Raw genomic sequence first — 20,819 nt, 5'->3', positions numbered from 1 at the left:
ACGATTATGAAAAGGAGGGACAGAACATAATGAGTGTATTTCGTCGAATGCGGGATATTACCGTAGCCAATCTGAACGAACATTTGGAGCAAAGTCAGGACCCAGTCAAACTGATTGATCAGTTCCTGGTCTCGACCCGCCAAGACATCGGTGAAGCCGAGAAACTTCGTCATCAATATGCAAGCCATACCAGACAAATGAAACAACAAGCCGATCAGGCAGCAGGTATGGTGAACAAACGGGAAGAACAGGCTTCCATGGCTCTGAAAGCAGGGGAAGAACATCTCGCTAAGCTGGCCTTGCAGGAGAAAATCCTCCACGAGGAAAAAATGGAACAGTACAATGAATTGTATGCACAAAGTTATGCGGCATTACAGGAGCTGGATGAACAGATCGACCAGCTTAAGGTTGAGTATCAGAATGTATACAGCAAACGCCAATATTACTACGCTCGTATGCAGACGATTCAGTTACAGCAACGTATGAACCAGAGAGGCAATCACAACGGTCAGAATGTACCCCGTATGTTTAACCGACTGGATGATCAAGTCTCTGATCTCGAATATGAAGCACAGAGTCTCCGCGATATCCGGCGGATGAATCAAGATGGTTCAGGAGTGACTGGCAGCATGTCATCCTCTACGCTGGATAAGGAACTGGAACGCTTAAGACAGAAATTGAACAATGACAGAAAGGAGTAGTCACATGAGTAAATTATACCGCTCGGCGCGTAATCGAATGCTAACAGGTTTGATCGGCGGCATTTCTGAAAATCTCGGATTGAGTACCACGCTGCTACGTATCATTTTCTTCATCAGTATTTTCGCTACGGGAGGTACATCATTGTTGATCTACTTCATCGCTGCATTGGTGGTACCCAAGGAATCCAATCACGTTGATCCATATGCTTATGATTCCAACGTAAGAGGATACAAGTAAACGAAAGGAGCAAGCACATGAGCAAATTATACCGCTCAACGCGTGACCGGATGTTAACCGGCTTGTGCGGCGGAATTTCCGAAACCATCGGAATGGATTCCACCCTGCTGCGTATCATCTTTGTTATCAGTATCTTCGTAACTGGCGGCACGTCGTTGTTAATATACTTTATTGCAGCACTCGTGGTACCAAAAGAACCGTATCCGCCTTATGATCCATATGGCTACGGTCCGGGCCCAGGCCCTGGTCCTGGCAGAGGATACAACAACTATGATCATCAGCCACCAAGAGGTCCTTTTCAAAATAATCACAACCAACAAGGTCCTGGTAACTTCGGTCCCGGCCCTGGATTCAACGGCAGACCTCAATCTGGTCCCCGTTCTTATGACAACAACGCCTACGGAGCAGGTGCACCACAAGAAAGTGAGCTTGACTCCATGATGAAAGATATCGAGAAAAAAGCACTGAAAAAAGAAGTTGAAGAGCTTCGCCAAAAATTATCTCGTTACGAGAAGGGAGAAAAGTAAAATGGGAGTATTTAAACGGATTAAGGATATGACGAAAGCATCGGTAAATGATATGTTGGATAAAGTAGAGGACCCGATTGTAATGTTGAACCAGTACTTGCGTGATATGGAGGCTGAGATTCATGAGGCAGAGGTAACAGTTGCCAAACAAATGGCGAATGAACGTCGCATGAAACAACGTTTGGATGAAGCAGAGCGTACTTCGGTACAACGTGAGTCCCAAGCAGAAGCTGCTCTGGCCAACGGTCAGGAAGAAGTAGCACGCAAATTGCTGGAAGAGAAAATCTACTTTGATCAAAAAATTACGGAGTACAGCGAACTGCATGCACAGTCCGAAGCACAAGCAAAAGATCTGTTGCAACAGTTGCATGATATGAAAGATGAGTTCTACAAAATGCGTAACAAACGTAATGAACTTGTATCCCGTGCACAAATGGCAAAAGCTAAAAAACAAATGTCTTCCATCAACAGCTTGCATTCGATCGAAAGTGGCGGCGCATCCCTTGGATTCCACCGCATGGAAGAGAAAATCATGCAGCTGGAAGCTGAAGCTGACGTAGCTCGTGCACCTTATCGCAACACATCATCCACGTACACGAATCCTGTAGATGTGGAAAAACAATTCAAAGTGGATCAGCAATTACAAGCCCTCAAAAACAAAATGGGCAATGGTTCCAAGAATGAAGCGAACGGAACTTCAAAAGAATAACTGTTCGCTTAGTGGACAATATGATATTCTATAAATCGTGTATAATGTACGGTTGGTAGAACAAAAGTTAAGCCATACAGGACTTCAGTGCCTGATATGGCTTTTCCGTTGAATAAAGAGAGATTAACTTACAGAGGAGGTGCGGCGGGGATGAATCAAAAGAGTAAATGGCTTGCAGTTGTCATTATGATTATTGGCACAATGATGTTATTGAATGACAATATTAACTTCCTGACCGCTGCCGCACTGATTCTGTTAACGGTTGGAATGCTTCAAGTCCGAAATGGGGATACCCGCAAAGGTCATCGGTATCTTGGCATTGGTGCGGCACTGTTATTGCTGGATAATTTAATGATTGTATTTTTGATTGTACTTGCTTCTTTAGCTTACTTTTATTCGAAAAACAAAAAGATTCATCTGGACGAAGGCGTTATGAAGAAACAGAATTTCATGGCTCGTTACTACTGGGATCAATCATCCTGGACGTTACGTAGTATGAGTCTGTGGCATGCCATAGGTGAGGTTAACGCCGATCTATCTCTTTCGATTCCGGAGGAGAAACAAACGATTGTGCTGCTGCAAGGAGTTATGGGTAATGTTCGCCTTACGCTACCAGAAGATTATGGTGTGGAGATTGAAGCATCGGTTCTTTTTGGTCGGATTAATCTTCTTGGAGAACAAGATAACGGCATGATGAACAAATTAGTATGGAGAACGCCTGGATATGAATCCAGTGAACATAAAGCAAAATTTGTCATTTCTTATATTGTTGGCGACCTAAGCATCAGTAATCCGTAGTAAAATAGATGAAGAGAAGGAGGAGACCCCGATGAAGACAAAACGACATACCGACATGGTAACCCGAAGTATGGGTGAAGGGATCCTCCTGGTTTTCATTGTGCTCGCTGTTATTTTGTATGTATTGTTTACATATGGTTATCTTGCTCCGTTTGCAGGCTGGCGGCATCTGATTCAATCGGGTCTGGCTCTATTGCTACTTCTCATTGGGATTGGTGCGGTCTTTGGGTTCTATCAGAGTTACCGGGTTAAACGCCGGCTCGAACTGCTGCGGGAAACGCTTCTACTGTGGGAGAAGGGCTCTCTATCACGCACTGTACCTGATCTGGGCGATGATGATGTGGGTCGTCTAAGTGAGCAACTCGGACGAATCGGCAAAAAGTGGGAAGATCAGGTATCTTCGCTCCAGCGATTGTCTACTCATAATGCACAGCTTGCTGAACAATCCAGAATTACGGCTATTGTGGAAGAGCGGCAACGTTTGGCACGGGAACTGCATGATGCGGTATCGCAGCAATTGTTCGCGATATCCATGACAGCAACGGCCGTTGGACGGAAGATGGAGAAGGATTTTGAACGTGCTCAGCGGCAGGTGGCTTTGATTGAGGAAATGGCTTCGGTAGCTCAGTCCGAGATGCGTGCGTTACTGTTACATCTGCGGCCAGTTTATCTGGAGGGTAAACATCTCGAACAAGGTCTGCGTGATCTGGTGATGGAACTGAAAACAAAAGTACCTATGGACATTGTGCTCGAAATGGACGAAGACATTGATCTGATCAAAGGCATCGAGAATCATCTGTTTCGAATCGTTCAGGAGGCTATGTCCAATACGTTACGACATGCAAAAGCGGAAAAAATGGAGATACGGATCCAGCGCCGTACTGATGCGATCCGGGTATTGATTCGTGATGATGGGCAAGGCTTCGATCTGGATGAGAATAAACAGGCTTCCTACGGTCTGGCTAACATGCGTGAACGTGTTACGGAGATTGGTGGAGCCATACAATTTGTAACAGCGCCTGGTAAGGGAACGCGGATTGAGATTACGATACCTTTGATGAACGATGAAAGTGAGGAAGAACATGTCAATGGAACCGGAAGTCGAAACGGAGACGGAAACGTCGATCAAAGTATTGCTCGTGGATGATCATGAGATGGTACGTATTGGTCTTGCAGCGGTGCTGGATACCGAAGATGGAATTGAAGTTGTTGGTGAAGCAGGTAGTGGAGAGGAAGGCATTCGGCTTGCACAGGAGTATAAGCCTGATGTTGTTCTGATGGATCTGGTTATGGAAGGCATGGATGGCATTGAGGCTACTCGTCAGGTACTTAAAATGTATCCGGAGTGCAAAGTCATCGTATTGACCAGTTACCTGGATGATGAAAAAATGTATCCTGTCATTGAAGCAGGCGCATTCAGTTATCTTTTGAAAACATCAAGAGCCAATGAAGTGGCAGATGCGATTCGCGCAGCAGCTCGCGGGCAATCCGTTCTGGAGTCACAGGTGGCTTCGAAAATGATGAATCGATTCCGACAGCCACAGGCAGCAGCTCCTTTGCATGATGAATTGACGGACCGTGAAATGGATGTGCTCCGGTTGCTGGCTAAAGGCAAATCGAATCAGGACATCGCTGATGATCTGATCATCGGCATTAAGACAGTCAAGTTCCATGTCACCAATTTACTGGCCAAATTGGGCGTAGACGACCGTACACAGGCTGCGATCTATGCTTATAAAAACGGACTTGCAGAGTAAGAAGAATCATATGTACTATCATAATTAAGCCAAAGAACCGTGCAGTAATGTACGGAAGTAATAGATATGAGTTCAATTTAGATAGAAAAGTTTGAATGGAAAGCTCTGATCTGCCATGCAAGTGGCGGGTGGGGCTTTTTTTGCTGTGTTCAGAAGAAGTATGGCTAATGTGGGAATGGGGCATGCTGTTGATAGATTCATAGAATACAAGAATGAACGGGGGATTCAAATGTTAAATCGTTGGATGACAGCAGGTATATTAGCAATGGCTATCATTATTCTTATCGGTGTAACACAGGTATACGCAGAGAAGAGCGAACCCAAAGCAGCCCAACTGGAACAGTTAATCGATACGGCTGACAGCGTGATTGATAATGTGGATCGTCTAGTTATCAAATGGCAAGGAGAAGGCCGGGGAGATGCACAAGCGCAGGCCGTATTACTGGCTAGTCACTTGGGGCTGGAACAACCAGTACGGGCACGCCAGACGGGCCATGATGTGTATCGCAGTGAGATGGTTGTCAATGAGGCTGCTGGAGAAGCAGGTATGTTGGTCAATGTCGTTGAGACAGAAGACAACGGCTACTACGCCATCGTACAAATTTCAGGGGATGCACACACGGATCGGAAGGCAATAATGACAGTACATGAACAGGTGGATCAACTGCTTGTAGACTCAGGGATGAAGGCAAGCTGGAATATGTCTGTGCAAGGTACAGCAGTTACTGCTATTAAACGTGATGCGAGTCAGCAGTTGGCATTGATCGAGAAACACTTGTCTGGTAATGTGGATATCGCCTCCGTTGAACGTTATACAGATGCAGGCACTGCAAGTGTTTCTTATAAGGCGGCTGAGCTGCCCCTGTCGATCAAGAGTGGCTCGCATATGTTGAATATGCAACTCGCAGTTCACCAGGTTGGTGATGAGGTCGATAATCGAATTACAGTGGGATTTCCGGTGATTACGATTGAATATTAAGGAATGTATTTTTCATGAATTGGGACTAAATATTGAGAATCTTTATCAGAAAAATGAGTTTGAAATAGTGCATCCGTTCAGTTGATATGCTAAAATGGCATCACATCCAAGAAGGAACTTGCTGGTAATTGACAGTTGTATGTCGTGCATATATAACACCATTACATAGCTCGGGGAGAGCGTGAAGGTTATCTTCCCGGAAGAAAGAGGAGCCCATGGTTGAAAAACAATTGCAAGATGAAGTACAGACACCAGGTGCAGTATTTTTCATTTTTGGAGCAACGGGTGATTTGGCCCGCCGGAAGCTGTTTCCGGCTATCTACAGTCTTTACCGTGAAGGCAAGCTTGCCGAAGACTTTGCGGTTATTGGCGTAGCACGTCGTCCGAGGTCCCCAGAAGAATTCCGGGAAGACATCTATGAATCCATCAAAGAGTTCTGCCGTTATCCAGCGGGGGAACCTGATGAGTGGAACGCTTTTGTCGATCATTTTGAATACAAAGCACTGGATATCAATAATGTGGACGGATTCAAAGAGCTGCGTGTGCAGACGGAGCATCTGGAATCAAAGTTTAACACGCCGGGGAACCGGCTGTTCTATCTGGCACTGGCACCTGAGCTGTTTGGCAGTGTCTCGTACAGTTTGCGGGACGGCGGTATGCTGGAAAGTCAGGGTTGGAACCGTTTGGTGATCGAAAAACCATTTGGTTATGATCTGCAATCGGCCGAACATCTGAATGAGCAGATTCGTGAGGTATTCCGTGAAGAGGAAATCTATCGGATTGATCATTATCTGGGCAAGGAAATGGTGCAAAATATCGAAGTGATCCGCTTCGGAAATGCTTTTTTTGAACCGCTCTGGAATAACAAACATATTGCCAACGTTCAGATTACGCTGGGTGAGACCGTAGGCGTGGAAGAACGTGGCGGTTATTATGATCACTCTGGCGCACTGCGTGATATGGGGCAGAATCATATGCTTCAGATGTTAACGATGATTGCGATGGAACCGCCGAGTCGCCTATTCCCGGAAGACATTCGGGATGAGAAGGTAAAGGTATTGCGCTCATTGCGGGCCTTTACTTCGGATGAGGAAGTGAGCAACAACGTTGTACGGGGACAGTATTCCGAAGGGGAGTACCGTGGCAAGCAGCTTCCGGGCTATCGCCAGGAAGACAAGGTTGATCCGCAGTCGAATACGGAGACGTATTTTGCCGCACGTGTATTCGTGGATAATTTCCGCTGGGCGGGTGTTCCATTCTACATTCGGACAGGCAAGCGTCTTCCGGTGAAAACGACCGAGATCGTAGTTGAGTTCAAGTCGATGCCAAACAACGTGTACCTTGGGAAAAAGTATAAATTGGAACCAAATCTGCTGGTCATTCGGGTGAATCCGATGGAAGGCATATATATCAAAATTAATGCCAAGAAACCAGGATCGGATTCCGAGATTCAGCCGCTCGCGATGGATTTCTGTCAGAGCTGCATGATTGGAATCAACTCGCCTGAAGCGTATGAACGTCTGCTGCACGATGCAGCAGAGGGGGATTCTACATACTTTACCCGTTGGGATGAAGTGGCAACAGCCTGGTCTTTTGTGGATCGGATCGCAGCAGCCTGGGGACAGAATCAGGGAGAACTTCATACGTACCCTGCTGGAACATGGGGGCCAGAAGCGACAGATAAGCTGCTGGAGCAGGACGGATTCCACTGGTGGCCGGTGAATGGTCAGGACGAGGACAGCGTGATCTGGCAAGTGAATGGTTAGGGTAAGGGCATTAACAACAGCATTAACAACATACACAACATGACTGAGCCTGGGAAGTCGCAAATTTTGCGGTGTACCCAGGCTTTTTAGCGGGGAAAAGGTAGGTATCCATCATAAGGAAATAAGTAATTTAAATTAAGTTGTTGACAAAAAGTAAGTATGTAACTTATACTCAACACATGAGTTGAAGAGTTACGCAAATGACAAACTTCATTCGGGCAAACGTTTCGGATAAGTTATCATTCATGAGATAAAATGTAAACCAGTTGAAGGGGTTTGCGTCACAGAAATCATGAAAAAAATATGCATAATATCTTTAATCTGAGAATACTATTTTGTATATATTGAATGGAGGAAAAAGAAAATGATGTTGGATGTAGGGTTGTTGTTGATTCGTTTGGTGATTGGATTGTCGTTCATGGCGCACGGGGCTCAAAAGCTGTTTGGTTGGTTCGGAGGATACGGAATCAAGGGTACAGGCGGCTGGTTTGAGTCGATGGGCATGAAGCCAGGTGCATTGGTGGCTCTACTGGCTGGACTCGCGGAATTCGGTGGCGGATTGTTACTGGCTCTGGGTCTGCTTACACCGGTAGGTGGCATTCTGATTGCATTGACGATGGTCATTGCCATTGTGAAAGTCCATGGTGCAAACGGATACTGGTCCACACAGAACGGATTTGAATATAATCTCGCGATTCTGGTGATTGGTGTAGCGCTGGCACTGACGGGTGGCGGACAATACGCGCTGGATGCATTGATTTTCTAAATCCGATAAATAAAAATGAATGAGGAGTGCCTGGATGCCATGATTATGGCAGAAGGGTGCTTTTTTTTGCAAGTGAAAAGAGAAGAATCTGCGGTAGTAATCGGTTATTTTCGGTACAGATTATGGTACAATAGGAGAGTTGGGTTAAGAAGCAGTTCACGGTATGGATGAAAGCACAGATTTGAGGAGGATGAACTCCATTGTAAATGTGTAAAATTAATCTAGTGTGTAAATACCTAGTACGTAAAAACTCGTGTACAATCAACCGGCCTCGCCGGATTGCATAAAGATTGAATGATGGACCGGCCATGCCGGATTAACGTGAATGAACGGACGAAAGGGATTAAACCTATGAGCAAAGCTGCAAATGATATTCTTCAACAGGAAGTGGACAAACGCCGGACGTTTGCCATTATCTCTCACCCGGATGCGGGTAAAACTACATTAACCGAGAAACTGTTGCTGTTCGGGGGCGCAATTCGCCTTGCGGGAACGGTAAAAGCTCGGAAAGCCAGCAAACACGCAACAAGTGACTGGATGGAAATTGAGAAACAACGGGGGATCTCGGTTACCTCTTCCGTAATGCAATTTGATTACCTGAACCATCGCGTTAACATTCTGGATACACCGGGTCACCAGGATTTCAGTGAAGATACGTATCGTACACTGACGGCTGCCGACAGCGCGGTGATGTTGATTGACGTAGCGAAGGGTGTCGAGGCACAGACGATTAAGTTGTTCCAGGTTTGTGCGAAACGTGGTATTCCAATCTTTACGTTTATCAACAAACTCGACCGTGAGGGTAAAAGTCCATTTGACCTGATGGAAGAACTTGAAAATGTACTGGGTATTCGTTCCGTTCCAATGAACTGGCCTATTGGTACAGGTCGCGAACTATGCGGTGTATATGACCGGATGAAAAATCAGGTGGAGTTGTTCCAAGGGGACGATCACTCGATAATTAAAGTTCAGAAAGTAAACGGTTATACAGATCCAATTATCCGTGAGATGGCAGGAGAATATCTGCATGATCAGTTAATTCAGGATCTGGAGCTTTTGGACGTTGCGGGAGATCCGTTTGATATGGAGAAAGTTCAACGCGGCGAATTGACGCCTATTTTCTTCGGTAGTGCGATTAACAATTTTGGTGTGCAGACCTTCCTGGAGAACTTCCTGGAACTGGCACCGAAGCCTGAACCACGTCGCAGTACGGCAGGAGAAATCCAGCCAACGAATGAGAAATTCAGTGGGTATGTGTTCAAGATTCAAGCGAACATGAACCCGGCACACCGGGATCGTATTGCGTTCCTGCGTATTGTGTCAGGCAAATTCCAACGTGGAATGAGTGTGAAGCATACCCGTGTAGGTAAAGAGATCAAGTTGTCACAGCCACAGCAATTCCTGGCACAAGACCGGGATATTGTTGAAGAGGCATATGCCGGTGATATTATCGGTTTGTTCGATCCGGGAATCTTCCGGATTGGCGATTCACTGAGCCAAGGCAGCGAGGTTGTCTTTGAGGAGTTGCCAACGTTCTCGCCAGAGATTTTCGCCAAAGTTACCGTAAAAAATGCATTGAAACATAAACAGTACCAAAAAGGCATTGACCAGTTGACGGAGGAAGGAACCATTCAGGTGTTCCAGACGGCAAGTTTCGACGAGACGATTCTCGGCGTAATTGGTCAACTTCAATTCGAGGTATTTGAATACCGGATGAAAGGCGAGTATGGGGTAGACGTGCAATTGCAGCGCATGCCTTATCAGTTCGCTCGCTGGATTGTGGACGAGAATCTGGACCCAAGCAAATTCCGGATTAACTCTGCACTTGTAAAAGATAAAAAAGGGAATTATGTGGTGCTCTTCGAAAATGAGTACGCAATGAGAACGGCTATGGATAAAAATCCAACAGCTCAATTCCTGGAGACTGCGCCTTAAGTTAAGACAGAAGTATTTCGTGGGAATTGTTAAAAGGTTAGTTAAACGCGACAAGTTCATGTGATGAGATAGAGCTTGTTAAAAATAAGATCCCTCCGCCAATTGTGGCGGAGGGATCTATTGCTATACACCTTACCTGGAGGCGGGTATGATCCCGCCGAATAAGGGAAAGCTTTCTTTTGCAGACAGAACAAACGGTTTGATGGTTACCTTACCCTCCAATGCTTCGATTAGCGAAGCGGTTGAACGGGAATGGTGTGCAGATGCTCCTGCGCGATTTGAATGAGTTCTTCCTGCTTGGCAGGTTCTGTGTTCTTCCAGATCATCTCGAAAATGGCGCCAAGTCCAGGTAATGCAGCTTCCGGTCCATCTACTGAACCTTCAATCATCTCCCGGAGCTGATCATCACTCTTGTCATGAACTTTATGAACAATCGCTTCACGCAGGCTTAATGTAATGGGCATCGCAATTCCCTCCTCGTATATTCGGCTGCTCTAATACTGTTCCCTGGGAAGCGCGAGCGCATTCAAGTTTATCGGGCTTTGTGGTATACTACGAAGGATTATTTACGTTAGCATGGGTATCCCTAAAGATGCGTCATGCTGAAGTGCAGCGGGAGGTTAAGACCCTAATGGCCAAGAAACAATATGCCGTAATTGGCATGGGACGGTTCGGATCAAGTGTTGCCAATGCACTGAGCGGTATGGGATTCGACGTGCTGGCAATTGATGCGGACGAGCAGAGGACTCAGGAAATGTCCAATGTAGTGACCCATGCGGTATCGGCAGATTCAACAGATGAAGAAGCGCTGCGTGCGCTGGGCATACGGAATTTCGACGTTGTCGTTGTGGCGATTGGTGAAGATATACAGGCGAGCATTCTGACAACCCTGATATTGAAAGATATGGGTGTACCTGTGCTGATCGTAAAAGCTCAAAATGAGCTTCATGGTAAGGTGCTGCAAAAGATTGGTGCAGACAAAGTCATCTATCCTGAGCGGGATATGGGACTGCGCGTAGCCCATCATCTGACCTCGCCTAATATACTGGATTACATCGAGTTATCTGAGGATTACAGCATTTTGGAGATGAGAGCCTCCGAGCAAATGATCGGTAAAAACCTGATGGAATTAAACATCCGTGCACGTTTTGGTTGTAACGTGATGGCGATTCGCAGTGGGAATTCGATGAACATCTCGCCGTACGCGGAGGACCGGATCGAAGCTGGAGATGTGCTGATCATTGTGGGTCACAAGGATCATTTGACGAAAATGGAGCTTGCGTATCCGAAGTGATGGATGCAGATGGGAAGGATGGAAAGATGGATATTGTATCACCGCAAAATACACGTGTAAAAGAATGGGCACAGTTGCTGGAGAAAAAGCATCGTACCCGTCAACATAAATATATCATTGAGGGCATTCATCTGGTCCAGGAAGCATTGCGCGCTGGAGCGGATCTGGAGTGTATTGTGTACGACGGAGAGCAAGGCGTACCTAGCGAACTGGCCGGGCTTGAGAATCCGCTACAGCGTGTGGAGTGGGTTAGTGTATCTCCTGCGGTTATCGCCAAATGTACGGATACGATGACGCCACAGCCTGTATTCGCAATTGTGCGTAAAGGCAGTGAGCCACTGGAAAGCCTAATTACCGGAGCACGGGGGCTTGTTGTGGTGCTGGACGGAGTGCAAGACCCGGGTAATGTGGGGACAATCATCCGTAGTGCGGATGCCGCTGGGGCCGCTGGGGTTGTACTTGGCGCGGGCTGTGCTGATGTATATAACCCGAAGACGATTCGCTCGACGATGGGGTCATTGTTTCATCTGCCCATTGTGGAGGGCCAGTTGGAATCCTTGCTTCCCGAAGCGAAGGCTGCAGGCGTGAAGTTGGTTAGTACTTCTTTGCAGGCAGAGCATTCTTGTTATAGTTATGATTTTACGCAGTCAGTATGGCTTGTCATTGGTAACGAAGGCAAAGGCATCTCGGATGCTACGGCACGTTTGGTGGATGATGCGATTACGATCCCGATGCAGGGACAGGCAGAGTCGCTTAACGCGGCAATGGCGGCAACGATTCTGTTGTTTGAGGCCATGAGACAGCGGACATTTAACTAACTAAAAATTTTTGTCTAATTGTATTTTTAACTTCCCTAACTAAAATTAACTGTCCCCAACCCACCGAAGACTGGAACCTGGTTGCCGCTTTTCCCCAACCATTGTTCCAGTCTTTTTCTCTCCTCTGAAAGCATCACAGCAGGGATTTTTCGTTTGAATCCCGAATAGGTAATCAAGCAGAAACCCAGGCTACTCAAGGATTTTGGGGATTGAAAGCAGTTGATGCAAGCTTTTACTCAGGCATTTCCCAGGCTCTTCCCCAGGCGTTTTAAATGCCGATCCTTGCTTTTCTCAGTCACTTCTCTATCCCTTCAGGGACACGAATTATTAGTTGTTTTCGTTCACAATTGAACCAGTTTCCTTCCAGTTTTCAGGTGTATTTCTCAGCGTTTTTGGGACAGTTATTTTTATCTCAGAAATGGCGGTGAAGCCTGGTGGGGTAAGGGATTGGGGGATTTGGAGGTGGGGACAGTTATTTTTAGTTTTCTACAGGACATTTAACTAACTAATAATTCCTGTCCAATTTCAAATTAACTGACCCTAACTAAATTAACTGACCCTAACTAAAATTAACTTTCCCCCAACCACCAAAGGGCTGGAACCTGGTTGCCGCTTTTCCCAACCATTCTTCCAGTCTTTTTGTCTTTCTCTTTGAAGCACGACAGCAGGGATCTTCCATTCAAATCCCGAATAGGTGATATAGTTTTTATTTCTTAAGCTGATGGGCAGGTGTATAATTTGGAAATGAATAATGGAAAAGGAAACACTCACTTTAGGGAATTTATGACTTGGGCTGGGGAAAAGGGCTGGGACATAATGAGTAAATCCGGTTCGCAGTCACATTTAAACAGCGGCATTACTTCAAGATATAAAGGACTTCCAGATGAATATTTAAAATTCCTAAATGTAGTTGAAAAATGCGTTGCACCGGATGAGCAAACCTGGTTTATTTGTGAGGCTGAGTTCAACAATAGCACGGAGACCGCATTCCAATGGAATGAATTTGAAATGCTTAGTTTGGAGGCAGCAGAGGGTGATTCTATTTGGCAGTCGGAGATAACGGCTTGGTGGGATCATCACTTGCCGATTGTAATGTCTGTGGAAGATGGATATTCCTTCTATGCCATTGACTTAACAACCGACAATGGGGCTATTGTCCGTGGATGTGAGCCTGAATTTGAAGAGGTTGAAAAGGTATCCGATTCGTTTGGAGAATTTCTGGCATGGATGATGTCGAATTCAGATTAGCGTAGCTAGGAAAGGTTGATGTTTAGTGGTGGAAGGAAAATATGTGAAGTCATCACTTTCGTAAACGAGGCCGGGGTAAGGCGTGTTCGCCAGCGGCCTGACTATTCAATGAAAGAACTTATGAAACGATATAGGAATTCTTAACTTATGATATAAAAATGGTTTATATAGCGTGATTTTATTCTCATTTAAGTATGTTTCAAGCACATTTGCTACATATAAAATAATTCTTTACTGTTCGTTCTAGAAATGATATGCTAACAGCAAGTTAGCTCTAACTGTTTTTTTTGCATAATAAAGAACGATCGTTCTCAAAACTGAAATTACACTAATCTAAAGAATATGAGGGAGAGAATGAGATGAAATACACCGTAATTACGGGAGCAAGTTCAGGGATTGGATATGAAACGGCATTGGCATTTGCAGCACGGAGCAAACACTTGATTTTGGTAGCTAGAAGATTAGATAAGCTTGAAGAGCTTAAATCGACTATTCAGGGTATCGATCCTAAAGTAAATGTTATCGTTCACACAAGTGACCTGTCTGTTACCGCAGAGGCTTACGAACTGTATAACGATTTGAAAGAATATGAGATTGAGACTTGGATTAATAATGCCGGGCTTGGAGAAGGCTCGTTCATTGCTGATCAGAATTTGGATAAAGTGGAGACCATGCTGCGTGTAAACATTGAATCCTTAACCGTTCTTTCTACACTGTATGTGCGAGATTATGCGAATGTCGAAGGTACTCAATTGATTAACGTCTCATCCGCACTTGGATATGCCATTGCTGTAGGCAGTGTAGCTTATTCTGCATCGAAATACTACGTTAGTGCCTTCACAGAAGGTCTTGCAAAAGAACTGGAACTGAAGGGTGCAAAACTAAAAGCGAAGGTGCTTGCACCAGCGATCACGGAAACAGAATTTGTACAAAAATCAATAGATGCTGAAGGATTTGATTACAAAGCGAATATGTCCAAATATCATACTGCTAAAGAAATGGCAGGCTTCATGATCGATCTGTATGACCACAACGAAGTGGTTGTAGGGATTGTAGATCAGAACTATGATTTTCAGCTAACAGGTGCGATCTACCCGGTGATTTCAGAATTGAATTAATACAGATGAATCCATAGGATACATTTACAAAATCTCAAATAAGAAGAGGAGTACATTCAATTGGAAAAGATATGGAGTAAAACAAAGATTGGCAACATGGAATTGCCTCATCGACTAGCGATGGCACCTATGACACGCAGTCGAGCACAAGAAGATGGTACACCTGGAGAGTTGGCGGCACTTTATTATGCTCAGCGTGCAACGATGGGACTTCTGATTACGGAAGGAACACAACCTTCCGATGATGGACAGGGATACTTGTGGTCACCTGGCATCTACACCGATAAGCATATTGAAGGGTGGAAAAAGGTAACGGATGCGGTGCATGAAGCTGGCGGATATGTTTACATCCAATTAATGCATGCGGGTCGCATGTCACATCCGGACAATACCCCGCATCATCGCCAACCGGTTGCTCCATCTGCAATCGCACCGGGTGTAGAAATGTTTACGGCTACAGGGATGCAGGATATCCCCGTTCCCCGGGAATTGAGTCAGGAGGATATTCAAACGACCATTGCCGATTTCCGAAAAGCAGCTGCCGCAGCGATCGAAGCAGGGGCGGATGGCGTTGAGATTCATGGGGCCAACGGATACTTGATCAATCAATTCTTGGGAGAGAATTCAAATACACGGACAGATGAGTATGGCGGGTCTATTGAAAATCGTGCTCGCTTTGCGATTGAAGTAACGAAAGCCATCGTGGAGGAAATAGGTGCAGAACGGACAGGCTTCCGTATCTCACCAGGCACACCGCTGGGTGGAATTCAAGATGGCGAACAAGGCCCTGAACTCTATCGCTATCTTGTAGAAGAATTGGCTCAATTGGATTTGGCTTACCTTCATGTTATGCATCTTGGAGATGAGAACCTGTTGCAAGACATTCGTTCGATCTGGCAAAATCCACTGTTGGTCAATCGGGCTGGAAGAACGTTGGATGATCTCAGTGTCGATTTAGATCGTGGTCTCGCTGATGTGGTACCTGTAGGTGTATGGTCCTTAGCTAATCCAGATTTGGTGGAACGACTTCAACAAGGTGCGCCACTGAATGAAGCAGATCCGACAACCTTCTTTGGATTGGGAAGTAAGGGCTACACGGATTATCCTACGTTGGAAGAATTAAAGTCGCAAGAGGGGCAACACTAGCACCAACCATGGAGCATGGCGTACAACGGAACATGGCGCGCCATGTTCCTAGTCTATAAGCAAAGGAAGAGGATAAATGATGAAAGCAGCTCAAATACAGAAATACTCCAAAAAAATCCAAGTGGAACTTAATAATATTGAGATACCTCAGATCCAGAGCCGTGAGGTCCTTGTCAAAGTGAAAGCTGCGGGTGTAAATCCGCTGGATATCTTGAATATGAATGGCAGTGTTCGGTTGATTGCCGACTATAAGTTACCTTTAACTCTAGGGAATGAACTATCGGGTGTCATTGAAGCCGTTGGTGATGATGTTTTGAATTTTAAAGTGGGTGATAAGGTTTATACCAGGTTGCCACTGAATAAAATTGGTGCTTTTGCTGAATATGCAGCTGTACATGAGGATACCTTATCCATTATGCCTGAAAATCTATCTTTTATCGAAGCTGCGGCGGTCCCCCTTACTGCCCTGACCGCGTATCAAGCGTTGCATGATGTACTCCGAGCTGAACCGAATAAAAAGTTGTTTATTCCTGGCGGAACCGGTGGATTTGGTGCAATGGCCATCCCGATTGCCAAGTCCATGGGATTAACGGTTATCACTAGTGGCAGTGAAAGGGGCAGAGCACGTAGTTTATCCATTGGAGCAGATCAATTCATTGATTATAAGACCGAGCAGTATGCTGATATTCTGTCCGATATCGATTATGTCATTGATACCTTGGGTGCGGATGAGATCAAAGCTGAACTGAGCATTTTGAAACCACAGGGGAAATTAGTTTCTTTGAAGGCAGGACCCAATTATCGCTTTGCAGTGGACAGTCAATTCCCGATGTGGAAAAGAGCACTGTTTGGTCTCGTAGGTGCACGCTTGGATTCCATGGCACGTAAGACTCAAACTGAATACCGTTTTTTATTTGTACACTCCAGTGGGATTCAATTGCAAGAAATCACAGCTCTTGTAGAAAAAGAAGACATTAAACCTTCGATCGATTCTACGTATACGTTTGAGGACATTGAAAAGGCATTGATTAAAGTATCAACGGGTCACTCCCAGGGCAAAGTCATTCTTATCTTTTAAAGGTCCAACGAGAGCATGTTATTCAATGTTCGTTTTCTGAACAGGAGGGAAGGCAATGGCGAGAAGCAAAGAGTTCGAAGAGTCTGTTGTACTGGATAAAGCGATGAGACTTTTTTGGGAACAAGGCTATGAGAAGACGTCGATGACGGATCTGGTTAATCATATGGGAATTCATCGTAAAAGCTTGTATGACACATTTGGTGATAAACACACCTTATTTCTAAAGTCAGTAGATCTGTATGATCACAAAATCAGCTCCGCCCTTGCAGCAGGCGTAAAGCGTTCTCAAACGGCAACGGAAGCACTTCAGTTTATATTTCTTTCTTTAATTCATGGAGAAGAATCTCCAGCATCAGGCTGCTTCATTGTTAATTCGACGGTAGAATTGGCGGCACGCGATGAAGACATGAACAACCGATCAACGGAGATGTTTGCAAATACGGAGAAACTAATCAAGGACATTATGGTGTGGGGACAGCAGGAAGGTGAATTCACAACCGAGTACAACGCCGAAGTATTGGCGGAATATCTGCATAATGTAGGCGTTGGGTTAAGGGTGATGGCCAAGACTTCGATGACCAAGGAAAAACTTCTTCGTATAGCGACGCTATCTATGGATCTTATAATAAAGTAGTTTATTTTTTTTACTTTAAAAGAATGTTCGTTCTAATATGGGTGTTCCAGATGAAATATATTTATAGAAAAGAGAGGCAGGTAACGATATGAGAAAGACAGTTCTAATCACAGGGGTATCGGGTGGGATTGGTAAAGAGTTAGCAGATCGGTTTGCCAAAGGTGGACATCATATTGTGCTGGTAGCACGAAGCGAGGGTAAAATACAGGAACTAGCTCAGGAGTATCAGAAAAAGTGTGGCATTCAGGCGACGGTTATTGCCAAAGATGTAGCAGCACCTGGGGTACCACAGGAGATTTATAATGAGCTGAAGGAAAAGGGCATTGTTGTTGACTATCTTGTCAACAATGCAGGTTTCGGTCTGTTCGGGACGTTTATGGAAACGGATATGGAACAAGAAGTCAATATGATTGACGTGAATATCAAGGCTTTAACCGTCATGACAAAGCTATTCTTGCCGGATATGATACAACGTGGACACGGCGGTGTGATGAATGTGGCTTCGTTGGTAGGTTTTTTCCCTGGACCGATGATGTCGGTATATTATGCAACAAAGGCATATGTGCTATCGTTCACTGAGGCTTTGGAGAATGAAGTAAACGGTACTGGTGTTACGGTGACAGCACTGTGCCCAGGCCTGACATCCACCGGGTTTGTTGATCGCTCGGGCATGGGTGTCTCGAAGATGTTGCAGGGCCCGATCATGGAAGCCGGACAGGTGGCCGAAGAAGGGTATCGAGGCTTTTTGCGTGGCAAGACATTAATTATGCCTGGTGCTCGAAATCGATTCATCGCGTTTATGCCGCGGTTGTTGCCGCGTAAGATGATGACTCGCATGATTAGATCCTCACAGGACAAGACAGGACATTAAACATTTATAGAGGATAAATCATATCTTCCCCCATTCGCTCGTTTCACTGTCTCCTTCATCTTGTCTTTTACGACAAACATACACAAAAACAGGAGGAAAGCTGAAAGGCACAAATTGAATTTTCTCCATCTCAAATAACTCAGCTAATTGTTTCCTCATATGAAGTGAGTACTGGTACAAAACTAATGTGCCTCCAGGTCGGAGCGCTGTATGGATCTGTGACAGGATGTTTTGTCTCATTTCTCTGGAAAAATTAAAAAAGGGCAGTCCGCAAATGATACTATCCAACTGTTGCACATGTTCTTGATTGATTCTTTTCAACAGATAGGATGCATTCGAATGGAACATGAATTCAGGATATGTTCTCTTCAGATTACTTCTCATTTTTGGGTCTCTTTCAAATAAAAACACGGTTGCCGAGTTCGGTAAATGTGCTCTCATGAGACGTGTGACAGCACCTGTTCCTGGCCCCAGCTCAGCAATGGTTCTAACCTCATCCCATCGTACAGACTGGACGATTTTATGGGCTAGAAATTTGGAACTGGGCAGGACACTGCCTACTCGTTTGGGATTCCTCAGAAATCCTTGCAGGAAAAGAATGGGTTCGGGTGTTTTCATCGTGGTGTCCTCCATTATCAATGCTATTGATGTTTCACTGGATGTTGGAAGGCAAGCTTAGTTGGAATATAAATACGTTACGCGTATGTTCTAGTGTTAGAGTCCCCTGATGTAACTCCGCAATGTTTCTCGCAATAGAAAGACCCAGACCAGATCCTGATTGAATACCTTCGCTATTCCTCGAATAATCCACCTTATAAAAGCGATCAAACAGTCTGTTCTTTTGTTCTATCGTTAGGGGCATGCCTTTATTCTCTACTTCAATGGTAACGTGATTATGTCGCACACTCATTCGAACATGAATCGTACCCGGTTTAAAGGAATACTTCAGTGCATTCATGAGAAGATTGTCGATGGCTCGTGCAATCTTATCACTATCCAGGGAGACCATAATCGGAGCCTCACCGAGTTTTTTCTCAATACGAATCCCATGTTCCTGAGCTAAAGGTTCGAATTCAAACAACAATTGATCCAATAGCTGACATAGGTCAACCTTTTTCAAATCCAATTGGGTGTTCACTGCGTTAAGACGTGTATATTCAAATAAATCATCAAGTAACTTCTTCAAATGCGTTGCTTTGTTATAGGTATTTTGGATGAAACGGTCATACTCTGCTTTGTCTTGAAATGATTCTGATTTGAGAAGCTCAATATAGCCAATTATGCTGGTAAGCGGTGTACGTAGGTCATGTGAGATGCCAGTGATCATGTCCATCTTGGATTGCTCCAATTCACGTTCTTTAGCAATCTGTTGCTTTAACTGTTCTGTCATGTGATTGATGTTGGAAGCGACTCGCCCAAGTTCATCTTGTCGATTAACGGGCACCCTGTAATTCAGATTTCCTTCGGATATGAATTGAAGCCCTTTCTCTAATGTAATGAGATCTCTCACAATTTTTCGTGTGGAAAACAAAAAAATTAACGTGAAAATTACGATGAAGATTGGTGTTAAAACGTAAGGAAAAATGTAGAGAAGCGAAGGCCAATTAAATCTTTCACTAATTTTTGCGGCAGCTATGATCAACATATTATTTACACCCACAGAGCCAACAAACGAAATCAATAAACTGATCAACATTTGATATAGGATGTTAATCTGTATCTTTTTTTTAAAATGTGGTAATCGTTTAATCAATTTTATATCCCACTCCCCATACCGTTTTAATGTAATGAGGTTCGCGCGGATTTACTTCCAATTTCTCTCGCAGGTTACGAATATGAACCATCACCGTATTATCCGAATATCCGTAAGGTTCTTTCCATACGGTTTCGTAAATTTTCTCGGAGCTAAATACTTGTCCAGGATGGCTGGCAAGCAGCACCAGAATGGAAAACTCCAGTGGTGTAAGTGAAATGTCATTATCTTTGAGCTTCACAGAATGTTTACTCGTATCAATGACAAGGTCTTTAATCAGAATAAGTGAATCAAATTCAGCTTTGCCAATGAGTGTTTGACGTCGGAGCTGAGCCTTAACGCGAGCCAGTAATTCTAACGGATTAAAGGGTTTGACCATGTAATCGTCGGCCCCGGTAGTCAGGCCTGTAATTTTATCAATGTCTTCTTCCTTGGCGGATAACATAATAATGGGAGTGGTCGATACTTCTCTTATTTTGAAGCAGGCTTTGATGCCGTCCATAATAGGCATCATGACATCCAATATGACGAGTTGGACCGATGTTGTATTGATAATATTTAGCGCTTCTTCACCATTGGCTGCTTCAATGACCTGATATCCTTCGTTACGTAAATAGACATGAATGACATCACGGATATCGGGTTCATCATCAACAACGAGAACGGTACTCATGGTTCAACAC

The 20,819-nt window shown here is 44.7% G+C and carries 23 protein-coding genes; 19 read left to right on the top strand and 4 right to left on the bottom strand.

Annotated elements, in window-relative coordinates; all coding sequences use genetic code 11:
* Nucleotides 1-29 precede the first annotated feature (29 nt).
* The 11 genes from J2X75_RS21630 (at nucleotide 30) to J2X75_RS21580 (ending at nucleotide 10,176) form a co-directional block, all read left to right on the top strand.
* Nucleotides 30-701 (top strand): PspA/IM30 family protein, encoded by a 672-nt coding sequence (locus J2X75_RS21630; protein ID WP_017692312.1) that lies wholly within the window; start codon nucleotides 30-32, stop codon nucleotides 699-701.
* A gap of 4 nt (nucleotides 702-705) precedes the next feature.
* Nucleotides 706-939, top strand: coding sequence for a PspC domain-containing protein (locus tag J2X75_RS21625; RefSeq protein WP_017692313.1), 234 nt, complete (start codon nucleotides 706-708; stop codon nucleotides 937-939).
* Between the two features lie 17 nt (nucleotides 940-956).
* Complete coding sequence (locus tag J2X75_RS21620) at nucleotides 957-1,466, top strand: PspC domain-containing protein (RefSeq protein WP_264935287.1); 510 nt, start codon at nucleotides 957-959, stop codon at nucleotides 1,464-1,466.
* A gap of 1 nt (nucleotide 1,467) precedes the next feature.
* Nucleotides 1,468-2,175 (top strand): PspA/IM30 family protein, encoded by a 708-nt coding sequence (locus tag J2X75_RS21615; RefSeq protein WP_124117409.1) that lies wholly within the window; start codon nucleotides 1,468-1,470, stop codon nucleotides 2,173-2,175.
* A 150-nt stretch (nucleotides 2,176-2,325) separates the two neighbouring features.
* Nucleotides 2,326-2,973 (top strand): cell wall-active antibiotics response protein LiaF, encoded by a 648-nt coding sequence (liaF, locus tag J2X75_RS21610; protein WP_310339932.1) that lies wholly within the window; start codon nucleotides 2,326-2,328, stop codon nucleotides 2,971-2,973.
* Nucleotides 2,974-3,004: 31 nt separating this feature from the next.
* Entirely contained in the window at nucleotides 3,005-4,120 is a 1,116-nt protein-coding gene (locus J2X75_RS21605) for a sensor histidine kinase (RefSeq protein WP_307416139.1), read from the top strand.
* Nucleotides 4,062-4,730 (top strand): response regulator transcription factor, encoded by a 669-nt coding sequence (locus J2X75_RS21600; protein ID WP_091020933.1) that lies wholly within the window; start codon nucleotides 4,062-4,064, stop codon nucleotides 4,728-4,730. Before J2X75_RS21605 ends, J2X75_RS21600 begins: the two co-directional genes overlap by 59 nt.
* 229 nt (nucleotides 4,731-4,959) lie before the next feature.
* Nucleotides 4,960-5,709, top strand: a complete 750-nt coding sequence (locus tag J2X75_RS21595) for a YwmB family TATA-box binding protein (RefSeq protein ID WP_310339927.1) — start codon at nucleotides 4,960-4,962, stop codon at nucleotides 5,707-5,709.
* A gap of 215 nt (nucleotides 5,710-5,924) precedes the next feature.
* Nucleotides 5,925-7,475 (top strand): glucose-6-phosphate dehydrogenase, encoded by a 1,551-nt coding sequence (gene zwf, locus J2X75_RS21590; RefSeq protein ID WP_310339925.1) that lies wholly within the window; start codon nucleotides 5,925-5,927, stop codon nucleotides 7,473-7,475.
* A gap of 367 nt (nucleotides 7,476-7,842) precedes the next feature.
* The gene (locus J2X75_RS21585; protein WP_024634146.1) at nucleotides 7,843-8,241 is read left to right on the top strand and encodes a DoxX family protein; all 399 of its coding nucleotides are present in this window, start codon (nucleotides 7,843-7,845) and stop codon (nucleotides 8,239-8,241) included.
* Between the two features lie 351 nt (nucleotides 8,242-8,592).
* On the top strand, nucleotides 8,593-10,176 hold the full coding sequence (locus tag J2X75_RS21580) for a peptide chain release factor 3 (protein ID WP_310339923.1): 1,584 nt from the start codon (nucleotides 8,593-8,595) through the stop codon (nucleotides 10,174-10,176).
* Between the two features lie 230 nt (nucleotides 10,177-10,406).
* Here the strand turns inward: J2X75_RS21580 and sspI are convergent, their stop codons facing one another.
* Nucleotides 10,407-10,640, bottom strand: a complete 234-nt coding sequence (gene sspI / locus J2X75_RS21575) for a small acid-soluble spore protein SspI (RefSeq protein ID WP_036673259.1) — start codon at nucleotides 10,638-10,640, stop codon at nucleotides 10,407-10,409.
* A 128-nt stretch (nucleotides 10,641-10,768) separates the two neighbouring features.
* Between sspI and J2X75_RS21570 the strand changes: the two genes are divergently transcribed.
* The 8 genes from J2X75_RS21570 (at nucleotide 10,769) to J2X75_RS21535 (ending at nucleotide 18,383) form a co-directional block, all read left to right on the top strand.
* The gene (locus J2X75_RS21570) at nucleotides 10,769-11,470 is read left to right on the top strand and encodes a potassium channel family protein (protein WP_076211287.1); all 702 of its coding nucleotides are present in this window, start codon (nucleotides 10,769-10,771) and stop codon (nucleotides 11,468-11,470) included.
* A gap of 26 nt (nucleotides 11,471-11,496) precedes the next feature.
* Entirely contained in the window at nucleotides 11,497-12,288 is a 792-nt protein-coding gene (locus J2X75_RS21565) for a TrmH family RNA methyltransferase (protein ID WP_310339919.1), read from the top strand.
* Nucleotides 12,289-13,032: 744 nt separating this feature from the next.
* Nucleotides 13,033-13,536, top strand: a complete 504-nt coding sequence (locus tag J2X75_RS21560) for an SMI1/KNR4 family protein (RefSeq protein ID WP_310339917.1) — start codon at nucleotides 13,033-13,035, stop codon at nucleotides 13,534-13,536.
* Nucleotides 13,537-13,895: 359 nt separating this feature from the next.
* Complete coding sequence (locus J2X75_RS21555) at nucleotides 13,896-14,654, top strand: SDR family NAD(P)-dependent oxidoreductase (RefSeq protein WP_310339915.1); 759 nt, start codon at nucleotides 13,896-13,898, stop codon at nucleotides 14,652-14,654.
* A gap of 60 nt (nucleotides 14,655-14,714) precedes the next feature.
* Nucleotides 14,715-15,800, top strand: a complete 1,086-nt coding sequence (locus J2X75_RS21550; protein ID WP_310339913.1) for an alkene reductase — start codon at nucleotides 14,715-14,717, stop codon at nucleotides 15,798-15,800.
* Between the two features lie 79 nt (nucleotides 15,801-15,879).
* Entirely contained in the window at nucleotides 15,880-16,878 is a 999-nt protein-coding gene (locus J2X75_RS21545; RefSeq protein ID WP_310339962.1) for an NADP-dependent oxidoreductase, read from the top strand.
* Between the two features lie 55 nt (nucleotides 16,879-16,933).
* The gene (locus J2X75_RS21540; RefSeq protein WP_124117415.1) at nucleotides 16,934-17,512 is read left to right on the top strand and encodes a TetR/AcrR family transcriptional regulator; all 579 of its coding nucleotides are present in this window, start codon (nucleotides 16,934-16,936) and stop codon (nucleotides 17,510-17,512) included.
* Nucleotides 17,513-17,600: 88 nt separating this feature from the next.
* The gene (locus J2X75_RS21535) at nucleotides 17,601-18,383 is read left to right on the top strand and encodes an SDR family NAD(P)-dependent oxidoreductase (RefSeq protein WP_310339910.1); all 783 of its coding nucleotides are present in this window, start codon (nucleotides 17,601-17,603) and stop codon (nucleotides 18,381-18,383) included.
* Between the two features lie 18 nt (nucleotides 18,384-18,401).
* Here the strand turns inward: J2X75_RS21535 and J2X75_RS21530 are convergent, their stop codons facing one another.
* The 3 genes from J2X75_RS21530 to J2X75_RS21520 form a co-directional block, all read right to left on the bottom strand.
* A complete protein-coding gene (locus J2X75_RS21530) occupies nucleotides 18,402-19,001 on the bottom strand; it encodes a class I SAM-dependent methyltransferase (protein ID WP_310339908.1) in 600 nt (199 codons plus the stop codon).
* Nucleotides 19,002-19,035: 34 nt separating this feature from the next.
* Nucleotides 19,036-20,028 (bottom strand): sensor histidine kinase, encoded by a 993-nt coding sequence (locus J2X75_RS21525; RefSeq protein WP_483874289.1) that lies wholly within the window; start codon nucleotides 20,026-20,028, stop codon nucleotides 19,036-19,038.
* A gap of 100 nt (nucleotides 20,029-20,128) precedes the next feature.
* Nucleotides 20,129-20,809, bottom strand: coding sequence for a response regulator (locus tag J2X75_RS21520; RefSeq protein ID WP_310339906.1), 681 nt, complete (start codon nucleotides 20,807-20,809; stop codon nucleotides 20,129-20,131).
* Nucleotides 20,810-20,819 lie beyond the last annotated feature (10 nt).

The sequence above is a fragment of the Paenibacillus sp. 2003 genome (assembly GCF_031455635.1).
Lineage (GTDB): Bacteria > Bacillota > Bacilli > Paenibacillales > Paenibacillaceae > Paenibacillus > Paenibacillus amylolyticus_B.
The sequence above is the reverse complement of the archived record's forward strand: the minus strand, read 5'-3'. Positions and strand labels throughout refer to the sequence as shown.